12 protein-coding genes, 1 tRNA gene and 2 pseudogenes are annotated in these 17,702 nt (G+C 73.3%); 5 read left to right on the top strand and 10 right to left on the bottom strand.

Annotated features, from left to right (window positions below):
* Positions 1–16: 16 nt before the first annotated feature.
* Complete coding sequence (gene leuE / locus ACZ55U_RS18760) at positions 17–667, top strand: leucine efflux protein LeuE (protein WP_465527239.1); 651 nt, start codon at positions 17–19, stop codon at positions 665–667.
* 79 nt (positions 668–746) lie between these two features.
* Positions 747–823, top strand: a tRNA-Thr gene (locus tag ACZ55U_RS18755).
* 449 nt (positions 824–1,272) lie between these two features.
* Here ACZ55U_RS18755 and ACZ55U_RS18750 read toward each other — a convergent pair.
* From ACZ55U_RS18750 to ACZ55U_RS18725, 6 genes and pseudogenes are all read right to left on the bottom strand, one after another.
* Positions 1,273–1,595, bottom strand: a pseudogene (locus tag ACZ55U_RS18750) (alpha/beta hydrolase fold domain-containing protein); the annotation flags it as partial.
* A gap of 32 nt (positions 1,596–1,627) precedes the next feature.
* A complete protein-coding gene (locus ACZ55U_RS18745; protein WP_465527238.1) occupies positions 1,628–2,881 on the bottom strand; it encodes a TIGR02679 family protein in 1,254 nt (417 codons plus the stop codon).
* Positions 2,882–2,895: 14 nt separating this feature from the next.
* Positions 2,896–6,999: a TIGR02680 family protein gene (locus ACZ55U_RS18740; protein ID WP_465527237.1), complete on the bottom strand. Its 4,104-nt coding sequence runs from the start codon at positions 6,997–6,999 to the stop codon at positions 2,896–2,898.
* A complete protein-coding gene (locus ACZ55U_RS18735; protein ID WP_465527236.1) occupies positions 6,996–8,270 on the bottom strand; it encodes a TIGR02678 family protein in 1,275 nt (424 codons plus the stop codon). The genes ACZ55U_RS18740 and ACZ55U_RS18735 overlap by 4 nt, the downstream gene beginning before the upstream one ends.
* Positions 8,263–9,861: a TIGR02677 family protein gene (locus tag ACZ55U_RS18730; protein WP_465527235.1), complete on the bottom strand. Its 1,599-nt coding sequence runs from the start codon at positions 9,859–9,861 to the stop codon at positions 8,263–8,265. The genes ACZ55U_RS18735 and ACZ55U_RS18730 overlap by 8 nt, the downstream gene beginning before the upstream one ends.
* Positions 9,862–10,020: 159 nt before the next feature.
* Entirely contained in the window at positions 10,021–10,482 is a 462-nt protein-coding gene (locus tag ACZ55U_RS18725; protein WP_465527234.1) for a PIN domain-containing protein, read from the bottom strand.
* A gap of 318 nt (positions 10,483–10,800) precedes the next feature.
* Between ACZ55U_RS18725 and ACZ55U_RS18720 the strand changes: the two genes are divergently transcribed.
* Entirely contained in the window at positions 10,801–11,562 is a 762-nt protein-coding gene (locus tag ACZ55U_RS18720; protein WP_465527233.1) for an AfsR/SARP family transcriptional regulator, read from the top strand.
* Positions 11,563–11,683: 121 nt separating this feature from the next.
* On the opposite strand, the gene ACZ55U_RS18715 is transcribed toward ACZ55U_RS18720, so the two are convergent.
* Positions 11,684–12,706 (bottom strand): hypothetical protein, encoded by a 1,023-nt coding sequence (locus ACZ55U_RS18715; protein WP_465527232.1) that lies wholly within the window; start codon positions 12,704–12,706, stop codon positions 11,684–11,686.
* A 272-nt stretch (positions 12,707–12,978) separates the two neighbouring features.
* On the opposite strand from ACZ55U_RS18715, the gene ACZ55U_RS18710 reads away from it, so the two are divergent.
* Together ACZ55U_RS18710 and ACZ55U_RS18705 are read left to right on the top strand one after the other, a co-directional pair.
* On the top strand, positions 12,979–13,722 hold the full coding sequence (locus tag ACZ55U_RS18710; protein ID WP_465527231.1) for a DUF4097 family beta strand repeat-containing protein: 744 nt from the start codon (positions 12,979–12,981) through the stop codon (positions 13,720–13,722).
* A 185-nt stretch (positions 13,723–13,907) separates the two neighbouring features.
* Positions 13,908–14,879: pseudogene (locus ACZ55U_RS18705) on the top strand (hydroxyacid dehydrogenase); the annotation flags it as partial.
* Between the two features lie 123 nt (positions 14,880–15,002).
* On the opposite strand, the gene ACZ55U_RS18700 reads toward ACZ55U_RS18705, so the two are convergent.
* The 3 genes from ACZ55U_RS18700 to sbnB all read right to left on the bottom strand — a co-directional run bounded on the left by ACZ55U_RS18700 (position 15,003) and on the right by sbnB (position 17,558).
* The gene (locus tag ACZ55U_RS18700) at positions 15,003–15,194 is read right to left on the bottom strand and encodes a hypothetical protein (protein ID WP_465527230.1); all 192 of its coding nucleotides are present in this window, start codon (positions 15,192–15,194) and stop codon (positions 15,003–15,005) included.
* Between the two features lie 166 nt (positions 15,195–15,360).
* Positions 15,361–16,368 carry a 2,3-diaminopropionate biosynthesis protein SbnA gene (sbnA, locus tag ACZ55U_RS18695; protein WP_465527229.1) on the bottom strand — a complete coding sequence of 336 codons (1,008 nt, stop codon included), beginning with the start codon at positions 16,366–16,368 and terminating at the stop codon, positions 15,361–15,363.
* 152 nt (positions 16,369–16,520) lie between these two features.
* Positions 16,521–17,558 carry a 2,3-diaminopropionate biosynthesis protein SbnB gene (sbnB, locus tag ACZ55U_RS18690; protein ID WP_465527228.1) on the bottom strand — a complete coding sequence of 346 codons (1,038 nt, stop codon included), beginning with the start codon at positions 17,556–17,558 and terminating at the stop codon, positions 16,521–16,523.
* Between the last annotated feature and the right edge of the window lie 144 nt (positions 17,559–17,702).

The following is a 17,702-nucleotide window of genomic DNA, read 5'->3' as shown; positions in this document are numbered from 1 at the left end:
TGCACCGGAGTTCATCGTGCTCGGAGTCAACGACCTGGCGACCTACGTCCTGGGCGCCCTCGTCATCGTCCTGCTCCCCGGCCCCAACTCCCTGTACGTGCTGTCCGTCGCGGCCCGCAAGGGCATCCGCACCGGCTACCGGGCGGCGGCCGGCGTCTTCGTCGGCGACCTCACCCTGATCAGCCTCACCTCGCTGGGGGCGGCCTCCCTGCTCAGGGCCAACCCGGCCGTCTTCGCCGTGGTCAAGTTCGGCGGCGCCGCCTACCTGCTCTGGATCGGCTACGGCATGCTCCGCGCCGCCCGCGACCTCTGGCGCGAACGCCGGGCCGCCGCCGATCCCACCGCCGAGCCGGCCCCCGAGTCCACCGAGAACCCCTTCCGCCGCGCCCTGGTGATCAGCCTCCTCAACCCGAAGGCGATCCTCTTCCTGCTCTCCTTCTTCACCCAGTTCGTCGACCCCTCCTACGGCCGGCCCGCCCTCTCCTTCGTCCTCCTCGGCGGCGTCCTCCAGACCTTCAGCTTCCTCTACCTCTCCCTCCTGATCTTCGCGGGCACCTCCCTCGCCACCGCCTTCCGCCGCCGCAAGCGCCTCTCCGCCACCCTCACCAGCGGCGTCGCCGTCCTCTTCGCCGGCTTCGCCGCCAAGCTCGCCGTCTCCTCCGCCTGACCCCCCGCCCGGATACCCGGGTACGGATCACCCGCGAACCTGTGTAGACTGACCCGCGTTGCCAGTACACGGCAGCGGTGCCGCCTTAGCTCAGTTGGCCAGAGCAACGCACTCGTAATGCGTAGGTCGCGGGTTCGAATCCCGCAGGCGGCTCCAAGGTGAACCCCAGGTCAAGCGTCTGACCTGGGGTTTTTCCGTTTCCGTGACCATGGGAATCGGGAAAATCGGACACCCGGACTCTATGCATCGCAATGCGTAGGTCGCCGGTTCGCTGAGGTTATCGACTCCTGGGAAACCGTCTTGACCTGGGGTTTTATCAAGAAGGCCAAGTCGGGCCACCCGCTGGCGGAGGGTCTTGGTGGACAGCCGGTGGACGAGCGTGCATCGAGGGTGCGGATGGATGGTCGTGAGCGGGCGCGTCAGTCTTGGACGGGCTGTCCGCTGTCGACAAGTGAGGGGTCGGCGACTTGTCGTTCGGGGGAGGGGCTCCGGAGGTCGACGCGGCATGCTCAACTCGTCATGGGTGGGGACCGGGCAGCGTCCGCGAGCTGGTGGGCGGCCTCGGCTGGGACGTTGAGGTGAGTTGGCTGCGGCGGAGTGAGGCAGTAGGACGGGGTGTCGAACGCGGCGTCGGTGACCGGGTAGAAGAGCACCTGCTGGACGAGCGCGACAGCGCAGCGCTCCTTGGCCATCAGCGTCAGCGCGGCGGCCATGTTGCCGCCGACCGAGTCGCCCTCCGCCGCCAGCCGGGTGCCGTCCAGGTTTTTGGTGGCCCCGGCGGTGACGACCCAGCGGGCGACCGCGTGGTTCTACTCGACGGCCACGGGGTAGCGCGCGCCTCGGGCCACAGATCATACTCGGGGAAGACCACCGCGGCCTGCGCACCGACCGCCGGCTCCCGTACCAGTCGGTCGTGATGACCGGCGTTTCAGGAGTCGTCCGGCGGGCCCCCTCTCCCGGCTATGCGGTCTGCCGACGGAGGTCGGTGAGCAGTTGGTCGAGCAGGTGCTCCTCCTCGATGCGGACGGCGTGTTCGGTGATGGCCGGAGCAAGGCCAGGGTCCCAGGGGGTGGGGGTCGGGATGCCGGTGGTGAGCGGGGTGCCCAGGCCGCTTTCGACGGCGGTGAGGTAGGAGGCGCTGTCGTAGCGCCAGGGGAGGGCGCCGGGGAGATGGAGGACGCCGGAGGCGATGCGGATACCGCCCCAGTCGAAGTCGCCGTGGTACGCGAGCCGGCAGCCCTGGTCGGCGAGGTGACCCAGCAGAGTGCGGGCGGCGACGGACAGGTGGCCTTCGACGCACACCAGCGGCGGGCAGTCGGAACCCAGTTCGTCGGCGGCGGCCGCGAGGACGGCGGGGTTCTCGCAGACATGGACCGGGCGCTCGGTGAGGCCGAGCGCGGGCGGCTGCCGAGTGAGCTGGCGCAGCGTCAGCAGGCAGGGTTCACCGCCTTCGCGGGCTGCCGCGAGGATGCGCCCGGTGGTGCTGCTGGTGGAACCGGGCAGGCCGAGGACGAGGACGCGCGAGGAGAGTTCGTCCAGGACGACGCCGGCGGCCGCCCAGGCCGCCCGGCGGCCTTCGGCGCCGCTGGGCAGCTCGGTGGCGGCCAGGGCCCGGACGGCGGAGTGGACGAGCGCGCTGAGCGGACGGCCCTGGTCTAGGGCGTGGGCGTCGCCGAGGGTGCGGGCGGCGAGGACGGGCAGCGTGAGTCCGTCGGCGGGGAGCTGAGCGAGGACCCGTACGGCGTCGGCGGCCAGCCGGCGGCCGGCGGCCGGGTCGCCGCCCGCGAGCCGCCTGAGGAGGCCGTTGGCCGCCACCTTGGCCTGCCAGGAGGCGAGTTCGGGCCGCTCGGTGACGGCGGGGTGCTCGAGCTCGGACAGCGCGCGCTGCCACGCGGTGGCCAGGGCTGCATTCTGCGCGCGCTTGTCGGTGACCGGGCCGGTCAGCGCCACCACGGCCGCGGCGAGCCCATCCGGGCTGGCGCCGCTGGCCCGGAGCGTGCGGTCGACGGCGGCCAGCGAGACGGACAGCGACCGGCCGGGGCGCGGGGACCGGCCCAGGAGGCGGGCGACGGCCGCCCGCGCGGCGTCGTCGGCCTCGGTCAGGGAGACCGTGCCGTCGAGGGGCCGCCCGGCTTCCAGGCGTCGGCGGGCGCGGTCGAGCAGCCAGGCGAGCTCGGGTGCGCCGAGCAGACGCTGGAGGCGGGGGAGGTCCATGGGGAGGTCCATGGTCAGGCGAACAGCCCTTCCTGGCGTTGCGGCGGAACCTCGCCGTCGGTCACCAGGGTGCGGTGCTGGCCGTCCCACTCCCAGCGGGTGACCAGGACGGCGGCGATCTCGTCGACGCGGGAGAGCTGGGCGATGGCGAGGCCAGGCACCTGCGGGTAGCAGCCCCATTCGCGCTCGGAGGTCATGACCACGTCCAGGTCGAAGGCGGTGAGCAGTCCGAGCGACTTGGCCCGGGAGTCGTCGTCGACGCCGGCGAAGGCCTCGTCCAGGGTGACCAGGCGCGGGGCGTGCGGGTTGCCGGCGGAGGCGTAGTGCGAGGAGGCGGCGGCGAACAGGGGCAGGGAGACGGAGAGCACCCGCTCGCCGCCGGAGGCCGGGCCGGTGGCGGGCTGCCACCTGCCGTGCTGGTGGCGCTCGATGCCGAACTCGTGCCAGGAGCGGTAGTCCAGAGCGGTGCTGAGGTGTTCGAGCCAGGTGCCGGCGGGGTTGTCGGTGCGGGCGCGGTCGATCTGGGCCTGGAGGAACTCGCCGAGGGCGGTGCGGTCGGCGGCAGTCCAGGCGTCGGCGGACTGGCGCAGCAGGCGGTCGCGGGCGGCGGTCAGGCCGCCGGGCGCGTTGCGCGCGGGCCGCCAGACCAGGCGGAGCAGCATGCCGGTGCTGGTCGGGCGGTCCTTCAGTTCCTCGTTCATCTTCAGCACCTGGTACTCGGCGGCGCTGACGAGCTCCTGGAGGGTCCCGGCCACCTCGGTGATCAGGTGATTCTCCAGGATCTCCTGCTCGCGGGCGGAGAGCAGCTGCTGGCGGTCGGCCACCTCGGCGGTGAGGGCCGCGGCGAGCGCGGGAACGGAGCGTTCCCGGCCCTGGAAGACGACGTCGACGACCAGACCGTCGTCCATCATGCGGGCGGCGGCCGTGTGCCCGTGGCGGGCCAGGGCGTCGGAGAGGTCCTTGAGCTCTTCGGTGATCCTTCGCTGGACGCGCTCCCACGCCGGGTCGGAGTCGTCGACGGACTCCAGCTCGCGTTCGACGGTGCGGGCGAGCCGGACGGCCGGCTCGGGAGCCCAGGAGTCGGAGGCGTGCTCGAGCTCGGGCAGGGCGACAGCGAGCAGGCCGGTGGCGGCGAAGCGGCGCAGCGCGTCGATCGCCTCCTCCCGGGTGCGGACGGTGTCCTCGATCTCACGGCGTACCCGGGTGCGCAGGGCGTCGGCTGCGGCCTGGCGGCCGGTGGCGGCGTTCTGCTCGCGGCGGGTGGCCCGCTCGGCCTCCTCGCAGTCGCGCAGGGCGGCCTTGACCTGGTCGAGTTGGCGTTGCAGCTCGGCGACGGCCGCGCCCACGGTGGTCTTGAGCGTCTCGTGGCGTTCGCCGGCCGCGACGGCCTCCCGGGCCGCCGCGCGGGAGCGCTCGGCGAGTTCGGCGGCGTGCTCGGCGGCGCGGGTGTGGTCGGCCTCCTCGGTGGCCAGTGCGGTACGGGCCGCGCGGGTCTCGCGTACGGCCGGCCAGAGTGCCGCCAGGGCCTCGCGGTAGGAGCCGAGCGCCTCGCGGATGCCGCGCAGGCCGGTGCTGCTGGTCGGCAACCCCAGCTCGGCGGCGATGGACTGGAGTTCTTCCGTCGCCCGGTCGGCGTCGGCGGCGGCGTCGGCGGCGGCCCGGTCGGCGGCGGTGCGGCGCTCGGCGGCCCGGGTGTGCTCCTGCTGGGCCGCCGCGACCCCGGCCTGGGCGGCGCGCAGGGCGGAGTCGTCCGGCAGCGCGGCCTGCTCCGCCGCGAGGGTGCGTGCGTCGGCCGCCAGGCTCTCGGACCGGTCCGCCAGGTCCTGCAGGCGCCCTTCGAGGTGGTCGAGTTCGGCGTTGACGGCGGCGATCCGGACGCGCCTGGCCTGTTCGCGGGTGCTCTCGCCCAGGTACTCGGCGGTCGGCTTGGACCAGGCGCCGGTGAGTGCTCCGAGGCGGAAGCGGCCGTCCAGGCCCACCCAGCTGCCGGTGTCCGGGAGATCGTCGTCCACGTCGAGCAGGCCGATCCCGCTCAGCAGCCGCGAGACCAGTTCGTCCGGCAGGGCGGCGGTGGCCGGGTCGGCGCGGTCGACCGCCGGGCGCAGGACGCCGGCCAGCGAGCGCCCGTCCACCGGCGGGCCGGCGGTCAGCAGGGTGTCCCAGGTAGCGGCGGCGGCCAGTGAGCCGTCCGGGCCGACCCAGGCGTCGAGCAGACCGGACGCCTCCAGGGCGGCTTCCAGCCCAGCGGTCCGGTGGTCCGGCAGCTGATCCCTGAAGTCGACCAGGCGCCAGAGCGGCGCGCCCGGGCGGTCCTGCCGGGCCTCGGGGGAGCGGGTGTGCGGCGCCTGCGGACCTCGCTGGCCGCCGGAGGTCAACTCCGCCAGTTCGGCGCGCAGTTCTTCCGTACGGGTGTGCAGCTCGCGCTGCTGGAGGTCCAGTGCGGCGCGCCGGGACACGAGTTCGGCGCCGACTGCGGAGGCGGTCTGCTGCGCCGCCGTACGGGAGGGGTCGGGGCCCTTCAGCGTCTCGACCCACTGGGCGAGTTCGTCGAGCATGCCCTCGGGGTCGGCGGGGCGGAGCAGCGTGCAGGAGGTGAAGTGGGCGCGCACGGCTGAGAGGTAGTCCCGTCCTGCCTGCGCGGCGTTCTCCTCGGCCTCGGTCCGCAGGTCGGCCCGGCGGGTCAGGTCCTCGTCGGCATCCGCCAACTGCCGCCTTTTCCGGTCGAGTTCACGTAGCGCGTCCTGGGCTGCGGCCAGCTGCTCCTCGACCAGGACGACCGAGCGCAGCCGCCGGTCGGTGAACTCGGCGCAGCTCCGCTGCGTGGCCTCGGGCGGATCCCCCGCTGCGAGCGGGAGTCTGACCCGGTCGGTGTGCTCCCGCTCCACTCCGGCGGCCGCGGCCGCCTCTGAGGCCCTGGCCAGGGCGGCCTCCTGCGCCCGGTCGGCGGCTTTGGCGCGCGAACGCGCCGCGCCGAGCCGGGTGACGTACCGGGTCAGCTCGTCCTCGGCGCGGGTGCGGTCCGCCTCGGCGCGTTCGGCGTCCCGGGCGGTGCGTCCGGCGAGGTCGGCGGCCTGCTCCAGCTCGCGGGCGCTGCGCATCTCCGGGCCAGCCCGCAGGGCCTCGTCCCTGGCCCGCAGGCCGGAGCGCAGCCGGTCCAGCTCTTCCAGTCGGACCTCGGCCGCCTCCAGTGCGATCCCTGCCGCCTCGAAGTCCTGCTCGGCGGTGTTCAGTTCGGTGCGCAGTGCCTCGTAGCGGGAGTGCTGCGCCCGGGGCGCGCGGGCCTTGCGCCGCGCGGCCACCCGGGCGTACCGGCGGTAGTGCTCCAGGAAGCCGGTGGCGGCGCGCTCGGCGGCCACCATGACCGCGAGCTGCTCCTTCTCCTCGTCGAGTGAGCGGAACGCCTCGGCTACGTCCGCGATCACGGCCTGGTCCATCGGCGGCAGCGACTCGGTGAGCGCCTGGGAGAGCGCCTTCTCGCTAGGCCGCTTGGACAGTTGCGGTTGGCGCAGCTGGACCAGCAGGTCGACCAGGGCCGCGTAGCGCTGCTCGCCGAGGCCGAACAGCGCTTCGTCCACCGCTCGGCGGTACGCCCGTGCCGAGTCGTACACCAGGCCGCGCCCGTCCAGCGCCTCGGCCAGCCGGTCGCGGGTGATCGCGGCGCCGGTGGAGTCCAGCAGCCGCAGCTCGCGGCCGATCCGCCGGTCAGTGACGAAGTACCAGTGCCGGGCGATGCCCCTCCCGCTGACCGCCTTGAGACCGCAGCCCAGGGTGGTGTAGTGCGCGGTGCCGTCCTCGTCCAGGCGGCCGAACTCGATCCAGGTGTAGCCGAGCCGTTCGGGGTGCGGGTGCTCGCCGCCGAGCAGGAGGTTCCACTCCATGCGCTTCTTCGGGTCTGCGTCCGGCTCGACCCGATGCGGTGAGAGGTCGCCGTCCAGCAGGAAGGGCAGGGTCAGGGCCAGCACCTTGGACTTGCCAGTGCCATTGTTGCCGCGGAACAGGAGACGGCCGTCGCGGAAGCGGAACTCCTCGACGTCGTAGTAGAAGAGGTCGACCAGGCCGACCCGCAGCGGCTGCCAGCGGGTGCGGCCGGCGGACGGCAGCGCGACAGTCGGGTTCATCGGGTCCTCTTGCCCTTCGTGCTCTTCGCGGACTTCTGGGGGGACTTGCGGGGGGCGCTCTGGCCGGGCTCCAGCAGGATCGTCTCGCCGACCCGGTAGCGGTCCAGCGCTGGGCGGGGACGGACGGCGGGGGTGCCGTCCGGGGTCGCCGCGCGCTCCAGCAGCCCGAGCGCGACCAGCCGTTCGATGGCCTGTTCGGTCAGCTCGGTCTCGGCGCCGGGTACGGTGGCGCTGCGCCGCCAGAACCCGGCGTGCTCCAGCGCCCAGCCCGCCACCTGGCGGTGAAGCTCGGCGAGCGGGACGGTACCGCCCTTCCCGGCCAGGTACTCGGCGAGCAGGAGTGCCACATGGCCGTCGGTGCCCTGCTCCGGCATTCGGAGATCGGTCAGGTCGTCGTCCGGGTCCACCATGGCGATGCCCTCGGCCCGCACCTCCGGGACCAGCCCGGTGAGTTCACTGATCCGGCGGGTCAACGCACCGCGCTGGGAGGTGAGATAGGCGCTCTCGGCCGCCGAAAGTCCGTCGGCGTACAGCACCGGATCGTCCAGCAGCCGCCGGGTCAGCGTGTGCCGCAGCGCCCGGTTGCGCAGTTCGTCGCTGTCCGGCAGCACCTCGGCGTTGAGTTCGGCCAGCCGCTCCGCGAAGCCGTCGGCGCGTACGGTGCTGGGCCCGCGCCGGGAGACCAGCAGCCCGGCCAGCACCCGGCGGTCCACGTCGTACAGGGCGTCACCGGCCGACTTGAGGAACGCGTCCTCGTCGCCGGCGACCTTGGCCAGCACGCCCCACTCCAGAAGCAGCCGGACCACCGCCACCAGGTCGGTGCGCTGCTCGCGGTCGGAGAGGGTGAAGTCGATACCGGTACTCTCCAACGCCGGGTCCGCAGCTGCGAGGACCACCTGCTCGGCCAGCCGCCCCAGCGCGATCTGGTGCTCGGCACGCTCCAGCACCGCCAGGCACAGGCAGACCAGGACGTAGCGCCGCCGGGAGAACGGGAGTCCGGTGCGCTGGTCCCGTGCCGGGTGGGTGGGATCGCTGTCCAGGCCCGGGATGCGGCGCAGCCGGGCCACTTCGGAGTCCACCAGCAAGGCCCAGCCGGTGTTCCGCTCGAACCAGGTGCGCAGTTCGGCCGCGTGCTGTCGGACCAGGCGGAAGTCGTCGGAGTGGGGGCCGCCCGCGCGCAGCAGCGGTCGGCGCAGCAGTGCCCGCGCGGCCTTGCGGAACTCCTCCGCCCGCTGCGCGGCGAGGACGTCGCCCAGGCGGTTGTCACGCACGGCCCGCTCCCGCCGGTTCGGCGGTGAGGTCGATGATCTCGACCAGGTGCTCGGGACCCCGGAGGATGCCGTCGAGGGTGTGGATCTCGGCGATCCCGCCGCCCGGGAAGCTGGTCAGCCTGATCTCCATCGTCCCGTCGTTGGTGGTGGTGGACACCGACTCCGCGCCAGGCCGCCACTTCGCCAGGGCGTCCCCGAGCAACTGCAGGAACAACCGGAAGGAATCCCGGTCCAACTCGTCGAGGTCGCTCAACCGGACCTCCCCGTGGGTAGCCAGCCGGGCCCGGGCGGCGGCGGTCTGCTCGGCCTGCTTGCGTGCCAGCTCGGCCAGGTACGCCTTGGCCTCGGCACGGTCCTGCACCGCCCTGTTCCGGCCGCGCCGCTCGTACGAACCCGTCCGGCGCAGCTGCGGGCTGATCCGCACGCCCGGTGCGTCGTACCAGGACGCGGAGGGCGGCACCGGCTCGGCGTCCCGTTCGGCCAAGGCCTCCTGGTCGATGGTCAGATGACGTGCCGAGTGCAGCCCGAACGCGGATCGCCACAGTCGGTGGCGGGACTCGTCGTCCGGCGCCTCGGCGAACCAGCGGGCCAGCTCCCGGAAGTCGGCTGAGCGGTCCGACCGGCCGGCCCGGCGCTCGTTCAATGCCTGTACGACGGCGAGCAGTTGGGGAATGGCCTGACGGGCGGCCGAACGCAGGAGCTTGGCCTGGGAGTTGCGCCCCGGCACGCTCAGGAACCACGCCCGCAGGCCTTCCCAGCGCCCCTCCCAGCGGCGTTCGGAGCCGGCCAGGGCCTCGGCGGCGGCGTCCGGGGCCGCGTCGGATGCCTCGCGCTCGGCGGCCACCCGCAGCAGCGGCCCGACCGGACCCGCCTCAGGAGTGCCCAACTCCGTCAACAGACCGGCGATCTCGGCTCCCCGGGTGACCAGGTCCTCGATGAACCGCTCCAGGTACTCGATCAGCCGCTGCTTGTAGGCGAGGAACACCTCGACTTCGGCCTCGTGCAGGTCGACCGTCCGTTGCAGCGAGTTCATGAACGCCCGCGCGTTCTCCGCCAGGCCTGAGAAGCGGTCCACCAGCGCCAGCAGCGACAGGTGCACCACGGCCGGGTCGGGTCCGGGCTGCCCGGCCAGCGCCAGCAGCGCCCGCAGCTGCACCGTGATGTCCGCCAGCGCCACCGCCTGCAGCTCACCGCGCCGACCGAGCGCCTCGTCGTACGCGGCCAGCGCCTCCTCGGCGGCCTCGCCCGCGCGGGTGAGCTGGTAGATGTGGCGGGAGCGGTAGAAGTCCTCCAGCGCGGTGACCCGGCTGGTGTCAGGGTCGGCCCGGAGGTTGCCCCATCTCGCGAGCCGTTCCAGCGCGGTCGCCACCCCTTCGAGCGGCGGCCGCCCTTCCGATGGCAGCCCCAGGTGCACGTCCTCGGGGCGCAGGTGGACGGTGAACTCCTGCTTGGCCCGGACGAACACCCCCATCACCAGGCGGTAGAGGGCGCAGTGCTCTGTGGTGAGGTGGGCGAACGGCTGGTACGGCCCGTCCCCGCGGCCGGTGTCGCCGACCGGCGAGCTCGCATGCAGGTCGTCGGCACTGGTCATGCGCGCCATTGTGCCGGATGGCCGAGTGCGCTCGGTCGGTTCGGTCGAATCGGACGGCTCGGTGCCCCGGGCTGCCGTACCATGCCGCTCGCTCCAGCCACTGCCGCACAGGAGGCCGATGGCGCACCGACTTACCGCCCGCCATCATCTGGGCCGTGTTCAGCGGATGCAGATCGTCTTGGCGGTGAATCCGCCGATGAGGCGCTCGATGACCGACCAGGCTCGGTCGATGGTCAGGACCGGGAGACCATGACGTTCGGCGACGGCGATGCACAGCGCATCAGCGGTGGAGAGGGTGCCTGGCCTGGCGGTGCGGGTGTGATGGAGATCTTCGTCAGTCCAGCGGGAGCGGGCGGTGTACGAGAAGTGGCGGAGCTCGGCGGCGCGGACCGCGTCGGCGGCGGAGAGTTCCTCAACGATGGGCTGACACGGCTGCCTAGCGGCCCTGGCTTCGTCTCGGCCGACGCCGTTGTCGAAGGTGGACAAGTCGCGGCTTTCGGGAGACTGGAGTCGGTTCAGGGTGTCCCGGTGGACAGCCGGTGGACGGACGCCTTTGGACGGTGCAGCACGGGACGGCATCGCCTCACCTGCCGCATGCGCGCTGATCAGGCAAAACGTCACGAGGTGGCACGGTATGGCATGGCGCATCACGAACCCTCTTGGTCTCGTAATGCGTAGGTCGCGGGTTCGAATCCCGCAGGCGGCTCAGGAGCCAGAAGGCCCGGTCAGGGAGATGACCGGACCTTCTGGCGTTTGTGGCGCCGGGGTGTCGGGCGGGTGATGCGGTGGGTGGGAGAGTGCGATGTCGGTCGGGGGTGGGAGGGGGTGGCGGGGGGCGATATCGGGGTGATATCGGGGCGATGGGGGGGTCTTCTAGCGTCGGTGGGGTCAGCGGTCTCGGAGGGCGGGAACCGCACCGAAGGCGAGGGGAACGACAGCATGGAGTTTCGGATTCTCGGACCGGTCCACATCCTGGCCGACGGGCAGGAGGACTCGTTGAGCGGGACCAAGCAGCGGACCATGTTCGCGGCGCTGGTGATGGCGGGTGGCCGGGCGGTCTCCGACGAGCACCTCGGGCGGATGCTCTGGGACTCGAACCCGCCGAGCACGGCCGGCGCGCAGATCCACACCTATGCGTCGCGGATCCGGCGGCGGGTGGGGAGCGAGGTGTCGCTGGTGCGGATCCGCTCGGGGTACAGACTCTTGGCCCAGCACGTGCCGTGTGATCTGACGCGGTTCGGCGGGCTTTCGCAGAGCGGGTTCCAGGCGCTGCGCGACCAGCGGTACGAGCCGGCCTCCGAGCGGTTGCGGGAGGCGCTGGCCTGCTGGAACGGCGAGGCTCTGGCCGATGTGACGGACCATCTGGTGGCGGCGGAGCGGCCGCAGTTGGACGAGGCGCGGCTGGAGGTGCTGGAGGCGAGGATCGAGGTCGACCTGATCCTCGGGCGGCACCGGCAGCTGATCTCCGAGCTGACCGGGCTGGTGTCGCAGCACCCGATGCGGGAGCGCTTCCGGGCGCTGCTGATGACCGCGCTGTACCGGTCGGAGCGGCAGGCCGAGGCGATGTCGCTGTACCTGGACGGGCGGCGCATCCTCGCGGACGAACTCGGCGTCTCGCCGGGGCAGTTGCTCGCCCGGACGTACGAGGCGATCCTGAGCGGCGAGGTGCGGACGGTGATGCCGCACCACCTGGCGAGCTGAGGCTCGGCGCGACACGGGAGATCGCGCCGGGTGCCGGTGAGGGCGTGGGGAAGGGCGGGAGCCGTTCCCCACGCCCTTTCCGCGTGTCCGCCGGGGGCGCGGGGCAGGGGGCGCCGTCCGGTCAGAACGGGAGCAGCGGCCCCTCGGCGGTGAGGGTCGCGGCCAGCGACTCCTCGGCCCGGGAGGGGGCGAGGGCTGGGGGCTCCTCGTCGAGGAGGCGGTGGAGGCGGACCAGCAGGGCGCGCAGGGTGGCGCGCAGCCACGGTTCCTCGGCCCGGTGTCCCGCCGCCCAGAGCCCGAGACAGGCCGCGGCGGCGTAGAGGGTCTCGTAGGCGGCCGCCAGCCGGCGGTCGGCCGGGGAGTTCCGCGGTTCGTCCGGCACCTCGGCCATCCGGCGGTGCAGTTCGTCGCCCACGGCCAGGACGGACTTGGCCAGGTCCTGGATCTCGGGTGCGGCCCGGCCGAGTCGGGGGCCGGACACCAGCCGGGGGAGGGTCTGGACGGGACTGCAACCGCCGCGGGAGAGGGCGTTGAGCCGGGTCGGGTCCACCTCGGCCAGCGGCTCGCCGAGCCGGACGGCCTCCGCGAGCCCGGCCTCGTCCGCCTCCTCGGCCGCGAACCCGTGGACCAGCCAGGGGAATTGGGCGACGGCCGCGCCGCGGAGCCGCTCGGTGTCGGCCGCGTTCTCGGCCACCGGGCGGCCCAGCCGGGCGGTCGACTCGGCGACCAGGGACGGCACCAGGGCGGAGACCACCGTGGTCGTGACGCCGGACTCGGCGGTCAGGGTGTGGGCGCTGCGGGCCGCCAGCACGGCGGCGGCCTCGGCGGCGGCGAGCAGGGCGGCGGCCCGGCCGAGGGCCTCGGCGTCGCCGCCGTCCGGGTGGATCCCGGGGGAGGCGGCGTCGCGCAGCGCCTCGCGCAGGACGCGCTCCCCGGCGTCCAGGCTCCGGGCCCAGCCGAGCACGCGGCGGGAGAGTTCGGCCGCGCCGACGGCGGCCGGGTCCTGCCGGAGGGCCGCGCGGCGGTCGCGCAGCAACTCCTCGTGGTTGCGCGCAGCGTGGCCCGGCCCGGGGCCGGCGCCAGGGGCGGACGGAACGGGCCCGTCCGCCGTCTCACGGGGGCTCGGCTCGGAGCGGCTGGCCATCGCTGCCTCCTTCGGGGACGGGGCATGTATGGTCCGACTCTGCCAAGGCGGTCTATACCTCGGCCATAGCGGCTGCTCGGCGGCCCGCCCGGTGCGGGCGCCCCGGGCAGGACGCACAGCATCGGACCACATCGGTCATGCCGTCCACTCCGCCGCCCCCGCGTCTCGGAGGGTGGACCACGGATGGAAAGCGTATGGGATCGGTATGACGGTGGGGGGCAGGCTCGTGGGGAAAGGTCAGAACCCCGCCGCCGCGAGCGAAGGATGCAGCCGTGCAGCCGTCCCGACCGAACAGCCGCAGCGCCGCCGCCCGGTACCGCCGGGTGATCGCGCCGATCGTCGTCACCACCGCGCTGGGAGCCCTGCTCACGGCGTGCGGCGGCGGCGAGGTGACCTCCGAGAGCAACTCGTACCAGGTGGGCGATCCGGTCACCGCGCTGCGGATCAAGAGCCCGGGCGGGCTGGTCGAGGTGGTCGCGGGCGGCGAGGGAGGCGAGGGAGGCGTCCAGGTGACCGAGACGGTCCGGTACGACGGTGACAGGCCGTCCGTCTCGCACAAGGCCGCCGACGGGCTGCTCGCGCTGGACGCCTCGGAGTGCGGGCACGGCCTCGGCCACAAGGTGTGCCAGGTGGGCTACCGGGTCGTGGTGCCGAAGGGGCTCGCGGTGACGGTGCGCAACACCGGCGGCGACGTGAACATCACCGGGCTGGCCGGGGCGCTCGACCTGTCCTCCGACGGCGGCAAGGTCCTGGCGAGCGGGCTGACGTCGAAGTCGTTCACCGCCAAGGCGGACGGCGGCACCGTGAGCGCCGCCTTCGCCGAGGCGCCGGACCGGGTGCACATCGAGTCGGCGGGCGGCAGCGTCACCACCCGCCTGCCCGACGCGGCGTACGCGGTCGACGCGGCGGCGGACGGCGGGAAGCAGAACGTGAGGGTCAGGACCGACCCGGCCTCCCCGCACAAGGTCAGCGTCCGGAGCGACGGCGGCAGCGTCGAGGTGCTTCCGGCGGGCTGAGCCGCTCGGCCGCCCGCCGGGCCCACGACTCCCGGGGCCACGACTCCCGGCCCCCCACGGCTTCCTGGCCCCCACGGCTTCCCGGCCCCCCACGGCTTGACGGGCCCGGGTGACTCCCGGGCCCCGCGATCTCCCGAATGTGTGCAAACTTCCCGAATTGGTGGATAGCAGAGGTGGATGACCGGATGAACGGCTCTCCCGTTGGCGCGCTCCCTCCCGTCCGTCGGCCCGTGGTGCTGCTCGCCGAGGAGCTGTCCCCGGCGACCGTCGCCGCGCTCGGCCCGGAGGCGGAGGTGCGCCGCTGCGACGGCGCGGACCGGGCCGCGCTGCTCGCCGCGCTGCGCGGGGCGGACGCCGTGCTGGTGCGCAGCGCCACGCGGATGGACGCCGAGGCGATCGCCGCCGCGCCCGGACTGCGGGTGATCGCCCGGGCCGGCGTGGGGCTGGACAACGTGGACGTGGCCGCCGCGACGGCGGCCGGGGTGCTGGTGGTCAACGCGCCGACGTCGAACATCGTCAGCGCCGCCGAGCTGGCCGTCGGCCTGCTGCTCTCGGTGGCCCGGAACATCCCGCAGGCCGACGCCTCGCTCAGGGGCGGCTCGTGGCAGCGCGCGCGTTTCACCGGGGTGGAGCTCGCCGGCAAGGTGCTGGGCGTGGTCGGGCTGGGCCGGATCGGCTCGCTGGTGGCCCGGAGGATGGCCGCCTTTGACATGAAGGTCGTCGCCCACGACCCGTTCGTGGCGCCGGAGCGGGCGGCCGGGCTGGGCGTGCGGGCGGTCGGGCTGGACGAGCTGCTGGCGACGGCGGACTTCGTCACCGTGCACCTGCCGAAGACCCCGCAGACCCTGGGGCTGATCGGCGCCGAAGCGCTGCGTGCGGTCAAGCCCGGCGTGCGGATCGTCAACGCCGCCCGGGGCGGCATCGTGGACGAGGCCGCGCTGGCGGACGCGCTGCGGGACGGCCGGGTGGCCGGGGCCGGTCTGGACGTGTTCGAGACCGAGCCGTGCACGGACTCGCCGCTGTTCGGGCTGGACGGCGTGGTGGTGACGCCCCACCTGGGCGCGGGCACCGTCGAGGCCCAGGAGAAGGCCGGGGTGGCGGTCGCCGAGTCGGTGCGCCGGGCGCTGGCCGGCCTGGACGTGCCGGAGGCGGTCAACGCGGCCGAGGTGGCCAGGGCGGGTGCGGCACTGACCGCCTGACGGCAAGGACGGACGGAACGGCGCCGGCCGCCGCGACAGGGGTGTCGCGGCGGCCGGCGCCGTCGTGTCCGAGGGGGCCGGTCAGGTCCAGTCCTGGTTGGCCGGGACGGTCGGGGTCGGGGTGGGGGTCGCGGTGAGGGGAGTGGCGTCGGCCACCACGGCGACGGGGCCGATCGGGGCGGCGTCGGTGGCGGTGGCGAGACCGACCAGGGCGGTGACGCCCAGAGCCGCAACGACGACCTGCTTCGCGAGGTTCGCACCGATGAGTCGCATTTCCACCGTTTCCTGTTCTTCCGTCCGTGTTTCCTGCTGACGGGGAAGACATTAGGAAGGCGCGACTTCGAGCTCTTATCGCTCCGTTATGGATTCCGGCGGCGGACGATATCGGGCCTGGCCGGCGCCCGTGTTCGCACGTCGGAGGGGGTGGGCGGCGAGGGCGTCAGGACGACATCGCCGGGACCTTGACGGCCCGTTCGGCGCAGCCGCGGACGTCGGCCAGCGCCTCGCTGCCGTAGATGCCCTGGACCCAGTTGGTCTGGTAGACGGTGTCGAGGTAGCGCTCTCCGAGGTCGGGCGAGAGCGTCACCGCCGTCAGCCGGCCCCGCGGGTCGTGCTCGGCCAGCCAGGCGGCTGCCCCCGCGACAGCCGTGCCGGTCGAGCCGCCGAAGAGGAAGCCCCGGGCGGCCAGCCGGTGGCACATCCGGACGGTGTCCACCTCCTCGACGATCCGCACGTCGTCCACGTACGCCTCGTCGAGCATGGCGGGCCGGACACCGGAGCCGAGGCCGGGGATCCAGCGCGGTGCCGCCGGTCCGCCGAAGCTGACCGAGCCGGCGCTGTCGACGGCGACGATCCGCACCCCGGGCCGGTGCTCCTTGAACCAGCGGGCGCAGCCCATCAGGGTGCCGGTGGTGCCGGCGCCCACGAAGAGCACGTCGAGCTCGGGGAAGCTCTCGGCGATCGCCGGGGCCGTCCAGCGGTAGTGGGCGCCCCAGTTCTCCGGGTTCTGGTACTGGTTCAGCCAGACGTAGCGGTCGTCGCTGTCCAGGAGCCGCCGGACGTAGTCGAGGCGGGCGCCGAGCAGGCCGGTGACCGGGTCGGCCTCGGTGACGGTGTGCACCCGGGCGCCGAAGACCTCCATCAGCCGTCTCGCGCCGAGGTTGCACCGGGAGTCGGTGACGCAGAGGAACCGGTGGCCCATGCTGGCGGCCATCAGACTGAGCGCCACGCCCAGGTTGCCGGAGGACGACTCCACCAGCACGGAGTCCGGTCGCAGCCGGCCCGCCCGCTCGGCGGCCTCGATCATCGAGACCGCCGCCTTCTGCTTGATGGAGCCGGCGAAGTTCATGCCTTCGCACTTGAGGTAGAGCGGCACACCCAGGCTCGCTCGCAGGTCGACGAAGAGGTCGTGCTCGTTGAACTGGTGCGGAGCCGAGATGATCGGCATCGGTGCCTCCCGGGCAGTGGCGAGGTGGAGCGCAAGGGCAGGGTGTGGGGGCGGGTCGTACCGGGGTGGGGCCGTTACCCGAGGGGGCGTCCCGTGGGTGGGGGGCGCACCGGCGGTGCTGAGGGGGTGGGCGTACCGGGGGTGGGGCCGGGTCAGCCGTGGCGGCGCAGCTCGTGGAAGAAGCCGGGGACGACGGTCAGCTCGCCGGAGGCCCGGACCGAGTCCAGGACGTGCTTGCCGACGGCGAGGTCGAGCACGCCGAGGCCGAACGGGGAGAAGATCACCGGGCGGTCGGCCGGCACCCGGACCCGTCCGGTCAGCACGTCGTGGAGCGTGCCGTCGACGAAGTCGCGGTGGCCCAGCCGCTGTTCGGTCAGGTGCAGCGAGGTGTCGGCCTTGAGGCAGTGCTCGACGTCGTCGGTGATGTTGGTGGCGGCGAGGATCACCTCGGGGGAGAGGTCGCGCAGCGAGACGTGCAGGACCAGCGGGTTGTGCGAGAACCAGGCGGGGTCGTGGACGTGCGGGGTGCCCGCGATGGTCGCGAAGACGACCAGGTCGCTGTCGCGGATCAGCGACTCGGCGCTGTCGTGGACGGTGACCGCGCCGGTGCCCCCGGCCTGTTCCAGGTAGCCGGCGAAGCCGGCGGCGGACTCGGCGGACAGGTCGTGCACCCCGGAGGCCTCGAAGGTCCAGCCGGTGCCCGCGAGGTAGGTGTGGAGGTAGCGGGCGATCAGGCCGGTGCCGACGAAGCCGACCCGGCGCGGGCGCGCGCCGCGGTCCTCGGCGAGCCGGGCGGCGGCCAGCGCCGCCGAGGCGGCGGTGCGGGCGGCGCTGATGATCGAGCTCTCCAGGCAGGCGATCGGGTAGCCGGTCTCGTGGTCGTTGAGGATCAGCACCGCCGAGGCGCGGGGGATGCCGGCCGCGACGTTCCCGGGGAACGAGGAGATCCACTTCAGTCCGTCGACGGCGACGTCGCCGCCGATCGAGGCGGGCAACGCGATGATGCGCGAGCTCGGCTTGTCGGGGAACTTCAGGAAGTAGGACGGCGGGTTCACCGTCAGGCCCTCGCCGTGAATGCGGTAGGCCTGCTCGACGATGTCGACGACCTCCTTCTGGCGGCCGTCGAGGACGCTGCTGACCTGAGCGCCCGAAATGACGGCGAACGGCGGGACGGTGGTGCTGCTGGACATATCCGGCTCCAATGGTCGGGCTTTTCCGGTTCTTCGTTCCGGCCATTGAAAGATATGCATCCGGCCTAGCAGGAAACCATATGCGGACCATCGATTCCACATATTCGGGAAGGTAAATGCCGGGGTAAAGGAAAAGCCTTGTGC

It is taken from the genome of Kitasatospora sp. NPDC034533 (genome assembly GCF_055575155.1).
This window is presented reverse-complemented; position numbering and strand designations above follow the sequence as displayed.